18 protein-coding genes and 1 other annotated feature are annotated in these 16468 nt (G+C 68.5%); of the genes, 5 read left to right on the top strand and 13 right to left on the bottom strand.

Translation table 11 applies throughout. The annotated features are described in order from the left end of the window. Positions 1 to 88: 88 nt before the first annotated feature. From E1H18_RS08980 to E1H18_RS08955, 6 genes are all read right to left on the bottom strand, one after another. Complete coding sequence (locus E1H18_RS08980) at positions 89 to 943, bottom strand: helix-turn-helix domain-containing protein (RefSeq protein ID WP_172266476.1); 855 nt, start codon at positions 941 to 943, stop codon at positions 89 to 91. A gap of 68 nt (positions 944 to 1011) precedes the next feature. Further along, positions 1012 to 2463, bottom strand: a complete 1452-nt coding sequence (locus E1H18_RS08975; protein WP_172266473.1) for a nucleoside hydrolase-like domain-containing protein — start codon at positions 2461 to 2463, stop codon at positions 1012 to 1014. A gap of 77 nt (positions 2464 to 2540) precedes the next feature. After that, complete coding sequence (locus E1H18_RS08970) at positions 2541 to 2957, bottom strand: DUF1801 domain-containing protein (RefSeq protein ID WP_172266470.1); 417 nt, start codon at positions 2955 to 2957, stop codon at positions 2541 to 2543. Between the two features lie 7 nt (positions 2958 to 2964). Next, on the bottom strand, positions 2965 to 3381 hold the full coding sequence (locus tag E1H18_RS08965) for a DUF1801 domain-containing protein (RefSeq protein ID WP_172266467.1): 417 nt from the start codon (positions 3379 to 3381) through the stop codon (positions 2965 to 2967). Continuing rightward, complete coding sequence (locus E1H18_RS08960; RefSeq protein ID WP_172266464.1) at positions 3374 to 3796, bottom strand: SRPBCC domain-containing protein; 423 nt, start codon at positions 3794 to 3796, stop codon at positions 3374 to 3376. The genes E1H18_RS08965 and E1H18_RS08960 overlap by 8 nt, the downstream gene beginning before the upstream one ends. Then, positions 3793 to 4122 (bottom strand): helix-turn-helix transcriptional regulator, encoded by a 330-nt coding sequence (locus E1H18_RS08955; protein ID WP_172266461.1) that lies wholly within the window; start codon positions 4120 to 4122, stop codon positions 3793 to 3795. The genes E1H18_RS08960 and E1H18_RS08955 overlap by 4 nt, the downstream gene beginning before the upstream one ends. Before the next feature lie 115 nt (positions 4123 to 4237). Here E1H18_RS08955 and ggt point away from each other — a divergent pair, with 115 nt between their 5' ends. Beyond that, a complete protein-coding gene (gene ggt / locus E1H18_RS08950; RefSeq protein ID WP_194247963.1) occupies positions 4238 to 5902 on the top strand; it encodes a gamma-glutamyltransferase in 1665 nt (554 codons plus the stop codon). 128 nt (positions 5903 to 6030) lie between these two features. Here ggt and pyrF read toward each other — a convergent pair whose 3' ends face one another. Beyond that, positions 6031 to 6732, bottom strand: a complete 702-nt coding sequence (pyrF, locus tag E1H18_RS08945; RefSeq protein WP_172266455.1) for an orotidine-5'-phosphate decarboxylase — start codon at positions 6730 to 6732, stop codon at positions 6031 to 6033. 83 nt (positions 6733 to 6815) lie between these two features. Here pyrF and E1H18_RS08940 point away from each other — a divergent pair, with 83 nt between their 5' ends. Then, positions 6816 to 7511 (top strand): MarC family protein, encoded by a 696-nt coding sequence (locus tag E1H18_RS08940; protein ID WP_172266452.1) that lies wholly within the window; start codon positions 6816 to 6818, stop codon positions 7509 to 7511. A gap of 42 nt (positions 7512 to 7553) precedes the next feature. Next, positions 7554 to 8798, top strand: a complete 1245-nt coding sequence (locus E1H18_RS08935) for a UbiH/UbiF/VisC/COQ6 family ubiquinone biosynthesis hydroxylase (RefSeq protein ID WP_172266449.1) — start codon at positions 7554 to 7556, stop codon at positions 8796 to 8798. A 111-nt stretch (positions 8799 to 8909) separates the two neighbouring features. Here E1H18_RS08935 and E1H18_RS08930 read toward each other — a convergent pair whose 3' ends face one another. The 4 genes from E1H18_RS08930 to E1H18_RS08915 all read right to left on the bottom strand — a co-directional run bounded on the left by E1H18_RS08930 (position 8910) and on the right by E1H18_RS08915 (position 11338). Continuing rightward, positions 8910 to 9110, bottom strand: coding sequence for a Trm112 family protein (locus tag E1H18_RS08930; protein WP_172266446.1), 201 nt, complete (start codon positions 9108 to 9110; stop codon positions 8910 to 8912). A 9-nt stretch (positions 9111 to 9119) separates the two neighbouring features. Continuing rightward, positions 9120 to 9791: an LON peptidase substrate-binding domain-containing protein gene (locus tag E1H18_RS08925; RefSeq protein WP_172266443.1), complete on the bottom strand. Its 672-nt coding sequence runs from the start codon at positions 9789 to 9791 to the stop codon at positions 9120 to 9122. A 57-nt stretch (positions 9792 to 9848) separates the two neighbouring features. Continuing rightward, positions 9849 to 10745, bottom strand: coding sequence for a co-chaperone YbbN (locus tag E1H18_RS08920; RefSeq protein WP_172266440.1), 897 nt, complete (start codon positions 10743 to 10745; stop codon positions 9849 to 9851). An 86-nt stretch (positions 10746 to 10831) separates the two neighbouring features. Continuing rightward, positions 10832 to 11338 carry a prolyl-tRNA synthetase associated domain-containing protein gene (locus E1H18_RS08915; protein WP_172266437.1) on the bottom strand — a complete coding sequence of 169 codons (507 nt, stop codon included), beginning with the start codon at positions 11336 to 11338 and terminating at the stop codon, positions 10832 to 10834. An 82-nt stretch (positions 11339 to 11420) separates the two neighbouring features. Here E1H18_RS08915 and E1H18_RS08910 point away from each other — a divergent pair, with 82 nt between their 5' ends. After that, positions 11421 to 12167 carry a DUF6065 family protein gene (locus E1H18_RS08910; RefSeq protein WP_172266434.1) on the top strand — a complete coding sequence of 249 codons (747 nt, stop codon included), beginning with the start codon at positions 11421 to 11423 and terminating at the stop codon, positions 12165 to 12167. A 43-nt stretch (positions 12168 to 12210) separates the two neighbouring features. Here E1H18_RS08910 and rhaT read toward each other — a convergent pair whose 3' ends face one another. Continuing rightward, complete coding sequence (gene rhaT, locus E1H18_RS08905; protein ID WP_172266431.1) at positions 12211 to 13290, bottom strand: L-rhamnose/proton symporter RhaT; 1080 nt, start codon at positions 13288 to 13290, stop codon at positions 12211 to 12213. A gap of 150 nt (positions 13291 to 13440) precedes the next feature. Then, positions 13441 to 13503: a sequence feature (sul1 is cis-regulatory element that is thought to sense ions involved in sulfur or methionine metabolism; They are found in Alphaproteobacteria), on the top strand. A gap of 43 nt (positions 13504 to 13546) precedes the next feature. Here rhaT and E1H18_RS08900 point away from each other — a divergent pair. After that, on the top strand, positions 13547 to 15025 hold the full coding sequence (locus tag E1H18_RS08900) for a SulP family inorganic anion transporter (RefSeq protein WP_172266428.1): 1479 nt from the start codon (positions 13547 to 13549) through the stop codon (positions 15023 to 15025). Positions 15026 to 15060: 35 nt separating this feature from the next. Here E1H18_RS08900 and glmM read toward each other — a convergent pair whose 3' ends face one another. After that, positions 15061 to 16407 carry a phosphoglucosamine mutase gene (glmM, locus tag E1H18_RS08895; RefSeq protein WP_172266425.1) on the bottom strand — a complete coding sequence of 449 codons (1347 nt, stop codon included), beginning with the start codon at positions 16405 to 16407 and terminating at the stop codon, positions 15061 to 15063. Positions 16408 to 16468: the final 61 nt, after the last annotated feature.

Below are 16468 nucleotides of genomic sequence, written 5' to 3'. Positions count from 1 at the left end.
CAGCGCAACAGGCGCGGTCAGGGCGGGATATCGGCGGCGGCCGTGTTCCCATTGGAAAAATCGGACATCGCGTGGCGGCGCGAACCGGTCAGCGCAACTTGGCGTGCAGGCCCTGATAGGCCGCGCCCAGCGCCGCCAGCCGTTCGCGCGCAGCGGGACCCAGCATGGCGTGCGGCAGGGCGAAATAGCGCGACGGGGACATGCCCATGAACAGCTTGAAATCGCGCACGAAGTGCGACTGGTCGAAATAGCCTTCGTCGATCAGTTCGCCGAGCGGCGCGTCGGGGCGCTCGCGCAGGGTCTGCAGCGTGCGCAGAAAGCGCTGGCGACGGATCAGCAGCTTGGGCGTGAAGCCGAACATCCGCAGGGATAGCCGGGTCAGGTGCCGGGTCGAGATGTCGAGGGCGGCCGCCATCGCTTCGACGGTGTCCAGGGTGAGCAGCCGCTGGTGCGCGTTCAGCAATATCGGCTCCAGCGCCGGACCGGCGTCGTCCAGGCTGGTGAACAGGGCGTCCAGCACATCGGCCTGAGCCCGGTCGTCGCGGGCCTGGCGCAGGGCGTCCAGGGTTTCGCCGGCGCGTGGACCAAGCAGAGCGTCCAGAGGGGCGACCCTGTCGGCGAGACGGCTAGCGGCCCCACCGCCGAAACGCGCCCAGCCGAGCGGCAGCAGGCCGACGCCCAAGACCGTCCCCGCCTGGCCGCGCACGATCCCGGCCTTGCTGGTCGGGCCAAAGACGGCCGCTGCCGGCGCCGGGTCATACTCGACGCCGCCGATACGCGTCGACCAGCGTCCCGACAGGGTGAAGCGGATATTGGCCCATTCGGGATGCAGCAAGTCTTCGACGGGCCCGCAAGGCGCGGGGACGTCGACCCAATAGTAGGCGGTGATGAAGCGTCGAAGAGAGGCGGCCGGCAGCAGAAAGCGAACGGAAGGATGCTGCATATCGAACAACGCTCGGGACCGGCGAGAAGCTACGGGGATGGTGCTCAGACATCCCGCGCGATGGAAAGCTACGGTTTCACGTCGATGATCACCCGCTTGTAGCGGGTCAGGCGCGGCGCGCCGTTGTCGGTCACGGCCAGGATCACGTGGATGGTCCCGTCGCCCGGCGCCTTGACGCGGTCGGTCTTGACGATCAGCGAGGCCTTGGGCTGGTCGAAGCCCTTGATCGGCAGCTTCACGCCCGTGTTGTTGTTGGCCATCGGCCGGGTGCCGGCCTCTTCGTAGACGAACCACGAATAGGACAGGGCGTCGCCGTCCGGGTCGCTGGAAGCGGTGGCCGACAGGTCGACGCGCTGGCCGGGCTTGGCGGTCAGGGTCTCGGCGTGGTCCAGGCGTGGGATCGGCGGGTGGTTGGCCTGGGCGTAGGGCTTGATGGTCCAGTCCATGCGCGCGGCGAAGTCGTTCTGATAGGCCGAGCGCCAGCGCCACACCGTGGCGTGGTTGCTGGTCTGCCAGTTGTTGTCCAGGCCCAGCACCTCGTCGGTGGCGGTAGTCCAGATCGGCCGGGTCTCGGGGGCGAAGAACCAGCGGTCGGTGCGCGGGGTGTAGAGCTCGTAGCGGCCGCCCCAGCTCCCCCAGTCCGGATGGTCGGGCGAGCCCAGGCCGTTCTGCACCAGGTACAGGAACGACGGAGTGTCGCCCTCCATCTGGAACTTCCAGTTCGGATAGGCCTCGCCCAGCGGGCCCTTGCTGCGGACGTTCGTGTTCAGCCACTCGTTGGTGACCAGCGAATAGTCCGCCCCGCCGAAGCGGCCGTGGAAGTTGTCGCCGCTGATGCCGATCCAGGTGGACTGGTGGAAGTTCGGGCCGGGATTGACGATGTAGAACAGGCCGGGGAATTCGTTGCGGATCCAGGGGCCGCTGTCGTCCTGGTCCGAGATCGCATAGACGCGCAGCTTGCTCACGAAGCGGTCGACCTGCGCCTTGGTGCGGGTCTGGCGCACCTTCCACAGGGCCTGGGCCAGCACGCCCGGACCGCCCCAGACGGTGACCCAGACGGGGCGCGGGTCGTCGCGGTCGACGGCCTTGATCAGGGCGTCCGAGCCGGGGGTGTCGTTGCCCTTGCCGATGACGGCGGCGCCGTCCTTGACCGGGCCGGTCGAGATGCGCGGGCGCAGATCCGCGGCGTGCGGGAAGCCCGGTTCGTGCAGTTCCAGATTGGCCTGCACCTTCTCGTAGGCGTCCAGCACCTCGACGATGCGCTGGGGGAAGACGCCCTGGCTGTTGGCCGTGGCGATCAGGGCCTCGATGTCGAACTGGTTGCCGTAGGTCATCAGGCGGACCAGCGACTGCTTGTCGTCCGGGTCGCCGCCGATGTCGGTCAGCACGATCAGGCGGGTCTTGGCGTAGGGGGCTGTCGCGGGCGCGGCGGGGGCCTGGGCCGCCAGCGCGGGCGTGGCCGCCGCGCCCAGGATCAGGGCGGCTGCGAGGGTCCAGGAGACGGGCGAACGACGGGCCATGCAGTTTCCTCCCGGCGCAACTGGTATGATCATCGCGCCTTGTAAGGCGGGTAGCATCTCCCGCCCGCCCGACGCAACTAGCGCGTCTTGGTCTTCTTGGCCGCCGCCTGGGCGATGTTCAGGGCCGCAGCTTCGCGGATCAGCGCCTTGAACGCTTCGGCGTCGATCTCGGCCCCTTCCGGAAAGTCGATGGCCCGGCGGACATTGCCCTCCAGGCTGGAATTGAACAGGCCGGTGGGATCGGGCACGGACGCGCCCTTGGCGAAGGTGGTCTTGACGTAGGCCTTGTAGACCTCGCCGGTGCAGATCAGGCCGTCATGCGACCAGACCGGCTTGCCCCATTTCCACTCCTCGACGCCGTCGGGATCGGCCTCGCGGATCAGCTGGCGCATCCGGGCCAGGGTGGCCCCGCGCCAGTCGGTCAGCTCGGCGATGCGCCGGTCGATCAGCTGCGAGGCGGGGACGCCTTCGTCCTCGGGAGCGGTCTTCTTCATCATGTCCTCACATGCGCTCGCCGGGCAGGCGGCTGGCCTGGGCGATCCAGTCGGCCAGCTGGGCCGCGTCGATCGCGTCGCCCTCGTGGATATGGAAATAGCGGACCTTGGCCTGCTTGGAGGTCACCGGCGGCAGCGGCGTGATCTCGGCGCCGTTGAAGAAGGCCACCTTCACGTACTTGGCGAACACGTGGACGCCCAGAAACCAGGTCCCGTCCTCGCCAGGCGCGCCATACATCGGCGAGTTCCACTTCACGGCCTTGCGCACGCCCGGGACGGTCTTTGCGATCAGCGCGTCCAGCTGGGCGCCGACCGCGCTCTTCCAGCCGGGCATGGCGGCGATATAGGCCTGCACCGGCGCGTCGCCGTAGCCCTTGGCGATCTGCGGATTGCCGCCTGACAGCAGTACCGGGTCCTTAGCCATTCAGCGCTCCCAGCACCGGCTCCAGCTTGTCGAGGAACGCTTTCCATCCGGCCATGGCGCCGCCGAACGCCTGCTTCTGGTCGGGGCGGAAACCGGCCTGTTCGACCCGCAGGTGCGTGCCGGCGGCCGTCGGGGTCAGGGTGAAGGTCACGACGCTGCGCAGGTCGAAGGCGGGGTCCTCGTGCTTGAAGTCCCAGCTGTAGGCCAGGGTCGTCTCCGGCTCCAGGGTCAGGACCTCGCAGTCCAGCACGCCGCCCCATTCGCCACGCAGGTTGAAGCGGTGGCCGACCTGCGGCGCGAAGTCGTTCTGCATCAGCCATTCGGCGATCAGGTGCGGCTGGGTCAGGGCGCGCCACAGCTTGGCCGGCGGGTGGGCGATGTCGCGCTCGATGACGACGGAACGGGTTTCGGTCATTGGTCCATCCTGTTGAGCAGGTCTTCCAGCCGGTCGATCCGGGTCTCCCAGAACGCGGCCATCTCGCGGGTCCAGTCGTTCAGCGGCGCCAGGGCGTCGGGCCGGGCGCTGTAGTGGGTCTGGCGGCCCTCGTGGCGGTCGCTGACCAGGCCGGCCAGCTTGAGGGCGGAAAGGTGCTTGGACACCGCCGGCTGCGAGACCCCGGCCTGGGCGGTCAGGGCGCCGACCGTCTGCTCGCCCTCGCGGCACAGACGCTCGAACAGGGCCCGGCGGGTCGGGTCGGCCAGGGTGCGGAACAGCAGGTCGGAAGCGGGTTCGGTCTGCAACGCATAACTCTTTGGCTATGTGTTTATTCATAACTAGAGAGTTATGAGTTAGTCAAGCGTTGCGGGCGGCCCAGGGCGGGATAACGTGGCCGTCCAACTCTGCCCGGAGACCGCCTTGCGCCTGATCGCCTGGATCGCCGCCGCCTTCCTGCTGGCCGCTTCACCTGCCGCGGCAGCCGACCGCGCCCTGACCGCCGGGGCGGTGGCCTCGCCCGACCGCTACGGCGCCCTGGCGGCCGAGGAGATCCTCAAGGCCGGCGGCAATGCGGTCGACGCGGCGGTGGCGACCGGTTTTGCCCTGGCCGTGACCTATCCCGAGGCCGGCAATCTGGGCGGCGGCGGATTCATGACCCTGGTCGTCGACGGCAAGCCCTACTTCCTCGACTACCGCGAGACGGCGCCGGCGGCGGCGAGCGCGGACATGTACCTGGGGAAGGACGGGGAGCCGGTCGAAGGCCTCTCGCTGTTCGGCAACCTGGCCTCGGGCACGCCCGGTACGGTGCGCGGCCTGGCCATGGCCCACCAGCGGTTCGGCAAGCTGCCCTGGGCCAAGGTGCTGGCCCCGGCCATCCGCTACGCCCGCGACGGCTTTGAGGTGAACGCCCAGTTCGCCGGCATGCTGAAGGAAGCCCCTAAGGAACTGGCCGCGACCAACTTCGCCGCCCATTTCGCGCCCGTCCCCGCCGGGACGATGTTCAAGCAGCCGGACCTGGCCGCGACCCTGGAGCGGATCGCCAAGGCCGGCGACAAGGGCTTCTACGAGGGCAAGACCGCCGACCTGATCGTGGCCCAGATGGCGCGCGGGTCGGTGAAAGGGCTGATCACCAAGGCCGACCTCAAGGGCTACAAGGCGGTGTGGCGCGAGCCCCTGACGGCCCGTTGGCGCGGCTATGACGTCATCACCGCCCCGCCGCCCAGCTCAGGCGGCATCGCCCTGATGCAGATGCTGCTGATGAAGCAGGACCTGGCCCCGCGCTTTCAGGGCGTCGCGCTGAACGACCCGCAGTACGTGCACCTGGTCGCCGAGATCGAGAAGCGCGTCTTCGCCGACCGGGCCGAGTATCTGGGCGATCCGGACTTCGTGAAAATCCCGGTCTCGAACCTGATCGACCCGGCCTATGTCGCGCGCCGCGCGAAGGAGGTGAACCCCGACAAGCCCTCGCCGACCAAGGCGGTGGTCCCAGGCCTGGAGAAGCCGCAGACCACCCACTATTCGGTCGTCGACAAGTGGGGCAACGCGGTCTCGAACACCTACACCCTGAACGGCTGGTTCGGCTCGGGCGTGGTGGTCGAGGGGGCGGGCTTCCTGCTCAACGACGAGATGGACGACTTCTCGGCCAAGCCGGGCGCGCCCAACATGTTTGGCGTCGTCGGCGGCAGCGCCAACGCCATCGCCCCGGGCAAGCGGCCGCTGTCGTCGATGACCCCGACCATCCTGACCCAGGACGGCAAGGTGGCGATGGTGATCGGCACGCCGGGCGGCTCGCGGATCTTCACCTCGGTGTTCCAGGTACTGGCCAATGTCTATGACCATGGCCTGTCGCTGGCGGACGCCCAGAAGGCCCCGCGTTTCCATCACCAGCTGCTGCCCGAGAACACGATCTTCTATGAGCCCTACGCCCCACCGTCGGACGCGCTGAAGGCGGCGTTGGCGGCGCGCGACTACGTCGCCGTCACCCAGGACTTCAACGGCGACATCGAGGCCATCCAGGTGGTCGACGGCGTCCCCGTGCCGGAAGCCGACCCGCGGGCGCGCGGCGTGGCGCTGGTGGTGAAGTAGGCCCACGCTTGCCCCCACCTGACCGCTTCGCGGTCGTCCGCCCCCGGAGGGGGCAGACGTGGCGCGGTGATCCGTCTTCCCCCTCCGGGGGAGGAGCGCCGCAGGCGCGGAGGGGGCCAGTGCGGGGGCTAAGCCCCCGCCATCTCGGCCACCACCTTCAACGCGGCCTCACGCGGATCATTCGCCGCCGTGATCGGGCGGCCGCAGACCAGGTGGCTGGCGCCGGCGCGCAGGGCGTCGGCGGGCGTGGCGGCGCGGGCCTGGTCGTTCTTGGCCGACCAGTCGGGGCGCACGCCGGGGGTGACGATCAGGAAGTCCGGCCTGGAAGCCTCATTGGCAATTTCGCGGGCCAGGGCGGCCTCATGGGGCGAGGAGACGATGCCGTCGACGCCGCATTCCACGGCCTGGCGCACGCGGCGCTCGACCAGGTCGCGGGCGTTGAAGCTGTAGCCCATGTCCACCAGGTCGGCGTCGGTCAGGCTGGTCAGCACGGTGACGGCCAGGATCTTCAGGTCCGAGTCGCCGCGCGCCTTGACCGCCGCCTTCATCACCTGCGGCTCGGCGTGGACCGTCAGCAAATCACAGCCGCTGGTCGCCAGCACCCGCGCCGAGCGCTCCACGGTCGCGCCGATGTCGTGCAGCTTCCAGTCCAGGAAGATCGACTTGCCGCTGGCCTTCAGTTCGTGCGCCAGGGCCATGCCGTCGCTGGCCAAGAGCTCCAGGCCGATCTTGTAGAACGACACCGCGTCGCCCAGGCGCTCGACCATCGCCCGCGCCTCGTCCGTGGTCGGCAGGTCCAGCGGGATGATCAGGCGCGAGTCGGCGGTCATGGGCTGGGCCTCCAAGGGGTTGGCGTGCGACGGCGTTCGCCCTAGGAAGGGCGAAGGTTTGGGGATGCGGGCGAGGACGGCGAATGGACGAGGCGAAGCTGGCCGTCAACTTCTTCGTCGCGCTGTTCGCGCTGATCGACCCGATCGGCAACGTGCCGCTGTTCGCCGCCGCCACCATCGGCGCGGCCGCGGCGGGTCGGCGGATGGTCGCGGTCTATATCGGCCTGTTCATGATGGCCTTCCTGATCTTCTTCTATTTCACCGGCGTGGGCCTGCTGGCCTTCTTCGGCATCTCGATGCAGGCCTTCCGCATCGCCGGCGGCATCATCCTGTTCATCCTCGGCCTGGACATGGTGCGCGACGACTTCACCACCATGTTCGCCGACGCCGCCGAGGGCGTGGAGGACCAGTCGCCGCGCGCCTACGCCAAGCAGCGGTTCGAGCGGCTGATCGTGCCGTTCGCCATGCCGCTGCTGATCGGGCCGGGCGCGATCTCGACCGTGATCATCTACGCCGCCGAGGCCAAGCCGCTGGGCTGGGCCGGGGCCGGCATCGGGGTGGGCGTGATCGTCGCCGTCTCGGCCGTGGTCGTGGCCGCCTTCTGGGCCGCGCCGCTGATCAGCCGGGTGCTGGGCCGGATCGGCATGAGCATCGTGGTGCGGGTGCTGGGCCTGATCCTGTGCGCTCTGGCCGTGCAGTTCGTGCTGGTCGGGGTCGGCGACGCCACCCGCGGCCTGATCAACAACGACGCCAAGGCCCCGTACGCCGAGAAGCCTTGAGGGCTCTGGACACCGGCGGCGGCGAAGGCCCATATCCCCGCCATGTACGACGCCGATGTGATCATCGCCGGAGCCGGCATGGCCGGTTCCACGCTGGCTCTGGCCCTGGCCTCGGGCGGCCTGAAGCCGCTCCTGGTCGACCCCCAGCCGTTCGACGCCCAGCTGGCGCCCACCTTCGACGGCCGTAGCTCGGCCATCGCCTATTCCAGCTTCCGCCAGTGGCGGGCGATCGGCGCGGGCGAGGCGCTCGAACCCCATGCCCAGCGCATCGAGCAGATCCTGGTCACCGACGGCCGCACGCCCGGCGCCGCCGCCCGCAAGCCGCTGCCTGGCTTCCTGCGCTTCGACAGCAGCGAGATCTCCGGTCGCATCGACGGCGAGCCGCTGGGTTACCTGGTCGAGAACCGCCAGATCCGCGCGGCGCTGTCGCAAGCCGTGATCGACAAGGCCATTCCGGTCATCGCCCCGATGGCGGCGACCAACCTGGAGGTCACTCCGGGCGCGGCGCGCCTGACCCTGTCGGACGGTCGCGTTCTGACCGCGCCGCTGGCCGTCAGCGCCGAGGGGCGGGGCTCGGTCCTGCGCAAGGCCGCCGGCATCGGCCAGATCGGCTGGGGCTATGGCCAGTCGGGCGTGGTCTGCACCGTCAAGCTGGAGCGGCCGCACGACGGCGTCGCCCACGAATATTTCCTGCCTAGCGGGCCGTTCGCCATCCTGCCGCTGACCGACGATCGCGCCAGCCTGGTCTGGACCGAGAGCACCGATCGCGGCGAGGCCCTGCGCGGGTCTTCGCCGCAAGCCTTCCACGCCCACCTGATGCGCCGGTTCGGTGACTTCCTGGGGAGCGTCGAGGTGGTCGGGCCGGTGTTCGTCTATCCGCTGTCGCTGTCGCTGGCCGAGCGCATGGTCGCGCCGCGCCTGGCTCTGATCGGAGACGCCGCCCATGGGGTGCACCCGATCGCGGGACAGGGGCTGAATCTGGGCCTGAAGGACGCCGCGGCCCTGGCCGAGGTGCTGGTCGAGGCGATCCGCAACGGCGAGGACATCGGCGCCGAGGCGGTGCTGGAGCGCTACGCCCGCTGGCGGCGGTTCGACACCGTGACCAACGCCCTGGCCTTCGACGCCTTCGTGCGGGTGTTCTCGAATAACAATCCGCTGCTGCGCGTCGCGCGCGGGGCGGGGCTGGCGGTGGTCAACCGCATCGCGCCGGCGCGGCGGTTCTTCATGCACGAAGCCGGCGGCGGGGTGGGCGATCTGCCGAAGCTGCTGCGGGGGCAGGCGCTTTAAGGCCCCCTCCGCGCCTGCGGCGCGCCTCCCCCGGAGGGGGAAGACGGGTGTCACCATCCGCCCGCCTTTGGGGGCGGACGACCTCGCGCAGCGAGGTCAGGTGGGGGGAGGTTACTCCGCCAGCTCCCGCGCCTCTTCCGGCAGCATGATCGGCACGCCGTCGCGGATCGGATAGGCCAGCTTGGCCGAGCGGCTGATCAGTTCGCCGGCGGCGCGGTCGTAGTCCAGCGGGCCGCGGGTCACGGGGCACACCAGCACTTCCAGCAGGCGCGGATCGACGTCGATAGCAGGGGCGGGGGCGGCTTGAGTCATGCGCCCTCTCTACTGGATCGAATGCGGTTCGTCATCGTCTCCGGCGGCCGCGTCGATCTCCAGCAACGCCGTCAGGGTGGCCTTGCGCTCGAAGATGGTCTCGGCTTCCAGCAAGGCCTGCTTTTCCATCGGATCGAACGGCAGGGCCATGGCCAGGCTGTTGATCAGGGCGTCGGATGGAGCGCTCTCGGCGTCGCCCCAGTCGATGGCCAGGCCGCGGTGGTCGAGATAGCGGCGCAGGGCCGACAGGAAGCGGTCGATGTCGGCGGCGGTGCGGCTGCCGCCCTGGTCTTCACGCAGGTCCGGCTCGAACGGGGCGAAGTCGGCGCGCACCTGGCGATAGGGCGTGCGCACCGGCAGTTCGTCGCCGGTGCGGAAGCGGCAGACCCCGGTCAGGGTGATCAGATAGCGGCCGTCGCTGGTCTCGGCGAAGCTGGTCACCCGGCCGGCGCAGCCGACCGGCGCCAGGGCCGGGGTCTGGACGTCCGGCGCCTGGTGCGGGCGAGTCTGGATCATGCCGATGATCCGTTCGCCCGACATGGCGTCGTCCAGCATGTTCAGATAGCGCGGCTCGAAGATGTTCAGGGGCAGCTGGCCGCCGGGCAGCAGCAGCACGCCGTCCAGCGGGAACACCGGGATCACCAGTGGCAGGTCGCCGAGCTTGCGATAGGTCCCCTGCATCCAATGCTCCCTTTGCTGTTGTTCCAGGCTTAGCTGAACAGGCCTAACTGAACAGGCCTAACTGAATAGGATCGACGACAGCTTGCGCCGGCCCTGCTTGGCGACCTCGGACGTCGGCCCGGCCGCCTCGAACACGGTCAGCAGCTGCTTGCGGGCCGCGTCCTCGTTCCAGGCACGGTCGCGTGCGATGATGGCCAGAAGGTGGTCCGCGGCCGCATCGAGGTGGCCGGCGCCGGCCAGGGCCTTGGCCAGTTCAAAGCGGGCTTCGTGGTCGTCGGGATCGGCGGCCAGGCGCTGTTCGAAGGCGGCGGTCTCGGACGGGGCGGCGTCGGCCAGGGCCAGGGCGGCGCGGGCCGCGTCCAGGTCCGGGTCCTTGGCGTCGGCCGGGGCCATGGCCACGACTTCGGCCGCGCCTTCCAGGTCGCCGCCCAGCACATAGGCGCGGGCCATGCCGCCCAGGGCCTGCAGGTTCTCAGGATCGGTCTGCAGGGCTTGAGCAAAGGCCTGGGCCGCACCGCCGATGTCGCCGATCTCCAGCGATTCCTTGCCCAGGGCGATCAGCTCGTCGATCGGGCTTTCGCCCGCGCCGCCGGCCAGCTTCTCGACGAAGGCCCAGATCTGGCTCTCGGGCAGGGCGCCCTGGAACGCGTCCACGGGGCGGCCGTCGACGAAGGCGTAGACGGTCGGGATCGACTGCACGCGCAGTTGGCCGGCGAAGCCGGGATTGGCGTCGACGTCGATCTTGACCAGCTTGACCGCGCCGTTGGCGGCGTTGACGACCTTTTCGATCGCGGGAGTCAGCTGGCGGCACGGGCCGCACCAGGTGGCCCAGAAGTCGACGATGACCGGCTGGGTCTTCGACGCCTCGATCACGTCGGCCATGAAGCTGGCGTCCGTACCGTCCTTGATGTGCTCGCTCTTAGAGGCGGCAGCGGGCTTTTCGCCGATCAGCATCGGGTCTCTCGTCTACTCAAGATAGGGAACGCTCGAAGCCGCAAGATGGTCCTTGATGGGCTCGCGCGCAATGACTGGTTCGCCTGCTAAGCGACCACTTCCATGGCGTCGAAGTCGACGATCATCGGCTCGATGTTCAGGGCGGCCAGGAACTTGCGGAAGTCCGCCTGGCTCACTGCCGTGGTGGCGTCGTTGCCCAGGGGGTGGAAGTTGACCGGGTCGCTTTGCGCCAAGGCCTTGTCGAGCACGAAGCGCAGGCGCTTTTCGGTGTCGTTGATCAGGCCGAAGGCGGTGACCGAGCCTGGCGTCACGCCCAGGGTCTCGACCATCATCTCGACGGGGCCGAACGACAGCCGGCCCGAGCCGATCACGTGGTGCAGCTTCTTCAGGTCGATCGTGGTCTCGCCCAGGGCCGAGATCAGCCACAGCTGGCCCTTGGCGTCCTTGAGGAACAGGTTCTTGGTGTGGCCGCCGGGCAGGGCCTTCTTGATCTCCAGCCCCTCCTCGACGCGGAACACCGGCGGATGGTCCAGCGTGCTGTGCGCGACGCCGTGGGCGTCGAAGAAGGCGAACAGGTCGGAACGGGTCTTCATGCGGCTCTACTAGACGGCGCGAGGGCGGCAGGGCTAGACCTGACGACACATAGGGCAGGAACGACCTGAGCAAAGGACCGGCATGGAACTGGAGTGCTACCCCACCGAGAACCGTCCGCCGGAAATCGTGCCCGGCCGGCCGCAGCGCGCCTGGATGGACCGGTTCGCCGAGCGCCATCCCTATCGCTGCCTGCCGCTGACCATGGCCAACACCACCGGCTGGGACATCATCTGCCCAGTCGGCTTCTCGATGACCTGGGACGGCGGGGCGCACCAGGAGTGCATCAAGTTCCAGCCCGACCATCCGTATCCGGGCTTCACCGACTTCGTGAAGTCGCACTTCACCCGCGGCGTGGTGACCTTCCACACCGGCTATCTGTTCCGCACCCCGCCGGGCTGGTCGCTGATGGCCATGGGCCCGCCCAACCACATCAAGGACGGCATCCAGCCGCTGGCCGGGGTGATCGAGACCGACTGGCTGCCTTTCCCCTTCACGATGAACTGGATGTTCACGCGGCCGGGCACGGTGCGGTTCGAGAAGGGCGAGACCTTCTGCTTCATCATGCTGATGCAGGACAAGCCGATGGAGGCCTTCCAGCCGGTCATCAAGTCGATGAACGCCAATCCCGAGCTGCGCCGCCAGTACGACGTCTGGGCCGAGAAGCGCACCGAGTTCAACAACCTGATCTTCAAGCGCGACCCGGAGGCCACCAAGGAGGCCTGGCAGCGCTTCTACTTCAAGGGCGAGTACCCGGAGGAGATCCAGGCCGAGGCGCCCAGCCACCACGTGAACAAGCGACGGATGAAGTCGCCGAAGGTGGGGGTTTAGAGCACTTCGGGTCCTCCTCTCGCGAGGAGGACCCGATGGCGACTTAGCCGCCGATCATGTTCCCATAGCCGATCACCACGGTCGCGCCGACCAGCAACGCCACGCCCGTCCAGACCATGTTGCGCACGGCGGGGCGGGCGTCCTTCCACTCCTTGAAGGCAAAGCCCCACAGGGTGCCGAAGATGATGATGCTGGCCATGTGCAGGGTCCAGCTGGAGAAGCCGAACTTGCCCATCTGGCTCTCGCCCATGGTGTAGAAGAAGAACTGGAAGTACCAGGCCGTGCCGGCCAGGGCGCACAGCAGCCAGTTGACCAGCAGCGGAGCCTTCGCGCCGTCTTCGCCAGTCTTGCCGGGCGAAACCCGGCCCGCCCACTCGCCGGCGCTCTTGTTCTTCAGGATCAGATAGCCGCACCAGGCGCCGTTGGTGATCAGGCCGCCGAACATCACCAGGCACAGGGCTGGCAGGCCAGTCCACAGCGGGCCGGTGCCGGCCGCGGCCGAGAGAGCCTTGATCGGCTCGCCCGCCGCCAGACCGAAGGCGAAGCAGGCCGACATGATCCCGGAGAAGATCGCCACCGCGACGCCCTTCTTGAAGTCGAACTCGGCGACCGCTTCGGTCTTCTGCTCCGGCGTCAGGTCATCGTCCTTCTTGGCACCCGCGAGCGCCACCACCACGATGCCGGCCAGGGTCATCAAGAGGCCCAGCAGGATGATCCGCCCCGAGGGCGTGCCCAGCAGGTCGTGGGCGAAGGTGCCGCGCACGATCGGCGGGATCAGGGTGCCGAACACGGTGCACAGGCCCAGGACCACGGCCATGCCCAGCGACAGGCCCAGATAGCGCATGGTCAGGCCGTAGGTCAGGCCGCCGAAGCCCCACAGCACGCCGAATAGCACGCATAGGCCGACGACGTTCGACGGCACCTGGCTCATCACGCCCAGCAAGTCGTTGGTGCGGATGGAGGCGAACAGCCACGGCGCGATCAGCCAGGAGAACACCCCGCCGGTCAGCCAATAGATCTCCCACGACCAGCGTTTGACGCTGCGATAGGGGACATAGAAGCTGGCCGAGGCCAGGCCGCCCAGCCAGTGGAACAGCACGCCCAGAAGCGGATTGGCGATCATGCGCGGGCCTCGCCACGCGACGTTCCGATGGGGGGCAAGGCTTCCTCCGTCTTGTAGTCTCAAAATATGAGATGATTACCTATATGATGGAGGTTTTTCACGGGATGGCTAGCCCCCAACGGTGAAGTCGTGCAGGAGGGCGCCGTTCACTACGGACCCGGCCCTCTTGCAGGTGTCGGGTGGCTATCCCGGCCGCCGATCCGCCGGGAAACCCTAAGCCGCGACCATGCGCCGGCTCATCCCAGATGAAATTCGAATGTCCGTCATCGCTTCCGCGCGCCAGCAATGGCTCGCCTCGCCCCGCCGCGATCTGCTGGCCGGCACCGTCGTCGCCCTGGCCCTGATCCCCGAGGCTATCGCTTTCTCGATCATCGCCGGGGTCGATCCCGCCGTCGGCCTCTACGCCAGCTTCGTCATCGCCGTGACCATCGCCGTCGTCGGCGGCCGTCCGGCGATGATCTCTGCGGCCACCGGGGCCATGGCTCTGTTGATGGGCGGCCTCGTCCGCGACCATGGCCTGGAGTATCTGATCGCCGCCTCGATCCTGTGCGGCGCATTCCAGATCCTGATCGGCCTGCTGCGCCTGGGCCGCTACATCCGCTTCGTCAGCAAGAGCGTGATGACCGGCTTCGTCAACGCGCTGGCGATCCTGATCTTCCTGGCCCAGATGCCTGAGCTGATCGGCCATAACTGGCAGACCTGGGCGATGACCGGCGCGGGCCTCGTCATCCTCTTCGCCTTCCCGCGCCTGACCAAGGCCGTGCCGGCCCCGCTGGTGGTCATCGTGGTCCTGAGCGCCTTCGCCATGCTGACCGGCCTGCCGGTGCGCACGGTGGGCGACATGGGCCAGCTGCCGACCACCCTGCCGGTCTTCCACCTGCCGCAGGTCCCGCTGACCTGGGAGACGTTCGCGATCATCGCCCCGGTCTCGGCGACCCTGGCCTTCGTTGGTTTGCTGGAAAGCCTGCTGACCGCCAGCCTGATCGACGACGTCACCGACACCGCCTCGGACAAGGATCGCGAGACGCGCGGCCAGGGCATCGCCAACATACTCTCGCCGCTGCTGGGCGGCATGGCCGGCTGCGCGATGATCGGCCAGTCGATGATCAATGTCGGCTCGGGCGCGCGCGGTCGGCTGTCGACCCTGTGGGCCGGCCTCTTCCTGCTGTTCCTGATCCTGGTGCTGCGCGACTGGGTGGCGAAGATCCCGATGGCCGCCCTGGCAGCCGTGATGATCATGGTCTGCATCGGCACGTTCGACTGGAGCTCGCTGCGCAAGCTGCGCACCAACCCGCCGCAGTCGTCGATCGTCATGGCCGCCACCACCCTGACCGTCGTCGCCACCCACGACCTCTCCAAGGGCGTCGTTCTGGGCGTGGTGCTGTCGGCGATCTTCTTCATGCGCAAGGTCGGCAAGACCATCGCGGTGGCCGAACTCGACGCGCCCGAGGGGACCTTGCGCTACCGGGTCAGCGGCCAGCTGTTCTTCGCCTCGGCCGACCTGTTCACGGCCGCGTTCGAGCACCACGGTCATCCGACCCGCGTCGAGATCGACATGACCGACGCGCGGCTGTGGGACCTGACCGGCGTGGCGGCCCTGGACAAGGTGGTGTTCCGCTATCGTCGCCAGGGCGCGCAGGTGGTGGTCACCGGCATGGACGCGGCCGAGCGCAGCCTGGTTGAGCGGGTCGGGCGCCACGACAAGCACCCTCTGCCGGCGGGGGCGGGGCGCTGAGTTCTCTGCAACAACCCGCTTTCCGCTGAGCGGCCTTAGACCGCCTTCACCGCGCTGACGATCGACTTCACCACCGTCTTCACCAAGGCCGGATCGTCGCCCTCGGCCATGATGCGGATCAGGGGTTCGGTGCCCGAGGCGCGCACCACGATGCGGCCGGCGCCGTTCAGCTGGCTCTCGCCGTCGGCGATGGCCTCCTTGACGCTCTTGGCCTCCAGCGGCTTGCCGCCGGCGAAGCGGACGTTTTCCAGGAGTTGCGGCACCGGCTCGAACTGGCGGCCCAGGGCGCTCATCGGCTTGTCGGTCTGGATCATCACCGCCAGCACCTGCAGGGCGGCGATCAGGCCGTCGCCCGTGGTCGAGAAGTCTGACAGGATCAGGTGGCCCGACTGCTCGCCGCCGACATTGAAGCCGCCCTCGCGCATGCGCTGCATCACGTAGCGGTCGCCCACGGCGGTGCGCTCGAGCGTGAGGCCCAGGCCGTTCAGCTGGCGCTCCAGGCCCAGGTTCGACATCACGGTGGCGACCACGCCGCCGCCCTTCAGGCCTCCGCTCTTGGCGAAGGCGCCGGCGATGATGGCCATGATCTGGTCGCCGTCGACGACCACGCCCTTCTCGTCGCAGATCACCAGGCGGTCGGCGTCGCCGTCCAGGGCGATGCCGATGTCGGCCCGGTATTCGCGGACCATCTTGGCCATGGCCTCGGGATGGGTCGAGCCGCACTCTTCGTTGATGTTGGTGCCGTCGGGATTGTCGCCCAGGGCGATGACCTCGGCGCCGAGTTCATAGAGGGCGGTCGGGGCGACCTTGTAGGCCGCGCCATTGGCGCAATCGATGACGATGCGCAGGCCCGACAGGTTCATGTGGCGCGGGAAGGTCGCCTTGACGATCTCGACATAGCGCGCCTGGGCGTCGTCGATGCGCTTGACGCGGCCCAGGTCGCGCGGGGCCGCCAGGCCCTCTTGCAGGCCCTCGTCCATCAGGGCTTCGATCTTCAGCTCCTGCTCGTCCGACAGCTTGTAGCCGTCAGGGCCGAACAGCTTGATGCCGTTGTCGGCGAAATTGTTGTGGCTGGCCGAGATCATGATCCCGAGATCGGCGCGCATCGAGCGGGTCATCATCGCGACGGCCGGCGTCGGCAGTGGGCCAAAGAGTCGCACGTCCATGCCGACGCTGGTCAGGCCGGCCACCAGAGCGGGCTCGATCATGTAGCCCGACAGGCGGGTGTCCTTGCCGATCACCACCAGGTGGCGGCGCTCGTCCTGCGAGCGGAAAAGCTTGCCGGCGGCCAGGCCGACGCGCAGGGCGACCTCCGCCGTCATCGGATGCTTGTTGGCCTGGCCCCGGATGCCGTCGGTGCCGAAATAGGCGCGCTTGCTCATGGTCGTGATGTCGTCTCTTTAAGGCCGTGCTTCGGACCCGAAACGATCCGAAATGCAGATT

This window comes from Caulobacter sp. RHG1, from assembly GCF_013181195.1.
In the GTDB taxonomy this organism is placed as follows: domain Bacteria; phylum Pseudomonadota; class Alphaproteobacteria; order Caulobacterales; family Caulobacteraceae; genus Caulobacter.
This window is presented reverse-complemented; position numbering and strand designations above follow the sequence as displayed.

Coding starts and splice junctions, on each gene's coding strand:
- E1H18_RS08915 (WP_172266437.1), bottom strand. CDS start 11,338: ATGAAGACCCGTTCCGACCTGTTCGCCTTCTTCGACGCCCACGGCGTC.
- rhaT (WP_172266431.1), bottom strand. CDS start 13,290: ATGATCGCCAATCCGCTTCTGGGCGTGCTGTTCCACTGGCTGGGCGGC.
- E1H18_RS08960 (WP_172266464.1), bottom strand. CDS start 3,796: ATGACCGAAACCCGTTCCGTCGTCATCGAGCGCGACATCGCCCACCCG.
- E1H18_RS08935 (WP_172266449.1), top strand. CDS start 7,554: ATGTACGACGCCGATGTGATCATCGCCGGAGCCGGCATGGCCGGTTCC.
- E1H18_RS08910 (WP_172266434.1), top strand. CDS start 11,421: ATGGAACTGGAGTGCTACCCCACCGAGAACCGTCCGCCGGAAATCGTG.
- E1H18_RS08920 (WP_172266440.1), bottom strand. CDS start 10,745: ATGCTGATCGGCGAAAAGCCCGCTGCCGCCTCTAAGAGCGAGCACATC.
- E1H18_RS08965 (WP_172266467.1), bottom strand. CDS start 3,381: ATGGCTAAGGACCCGGTACTGCTGTCAGGCGGCAATCCGCAGATCGCC.
- E1H18_RS08925 (WP_172266443.1), bottom strand. CDS start 9,791: ATGCAGGGGACCTATCGCAAGCTCGGCGACCTGCCACTGGTGATCCCG.
- pyrF (WP_172266455.1), bottom strand. CDS start 6,732: ATGACCGCCGACTCGCGCCTGATCATCCCGCTGGACCTGCCGACCACG.
- E1H18_RS08970 (WP_172266470.1), bottom strand. CDS start 2,957: ATGAAGAAGACCGCTCCCGAGGACGAAGGCGTCCCCGCCTCGCAGCTG.
- E1H18_RS08980 (WP_172266476.1), bottom strand. CDS start 943: ATGCAGCATCCTTCCGTTCGCTTTCTGCTGCCGGCCGCCTCTCTTCGA.
- E1H18_RS08940 (WP_172266452.1), top strand. CDS start 6,816: ATGGACGAGGCGAAGCTGGCCGTCAACTTCTTCGTCGCGCTGTTCGCG.
- glmM (WP_172266425.1), bottom strand. CDS start 16,407: ATGAGCAAGCGCGCCTATTTCGGCACCGACGGCATCCGGGGCCAGGCC.
- E1H18_RS08900 (WP_172266428.1), top strand. CDS start 13,547: ATGTCCGTCATCGCTTCCGCGCGCCAGCAATGGCTCGCCTCGCCCCGC.
- E1H18_RS08930 (WP_172266446.1), bottom strand. CDS start 9,110: ATGACTCAAGCCGCCCCCGCCCCTGCTATCGACGTCGATCCGCGCCTG.
- E1H18_RS08975 (WP_172266473.1), bottom strand. CDS start 2,463: ATGGCCCGTCGTTCGCCCGTCTCCTGGACCCTCGCAGCCGCCCTGATC.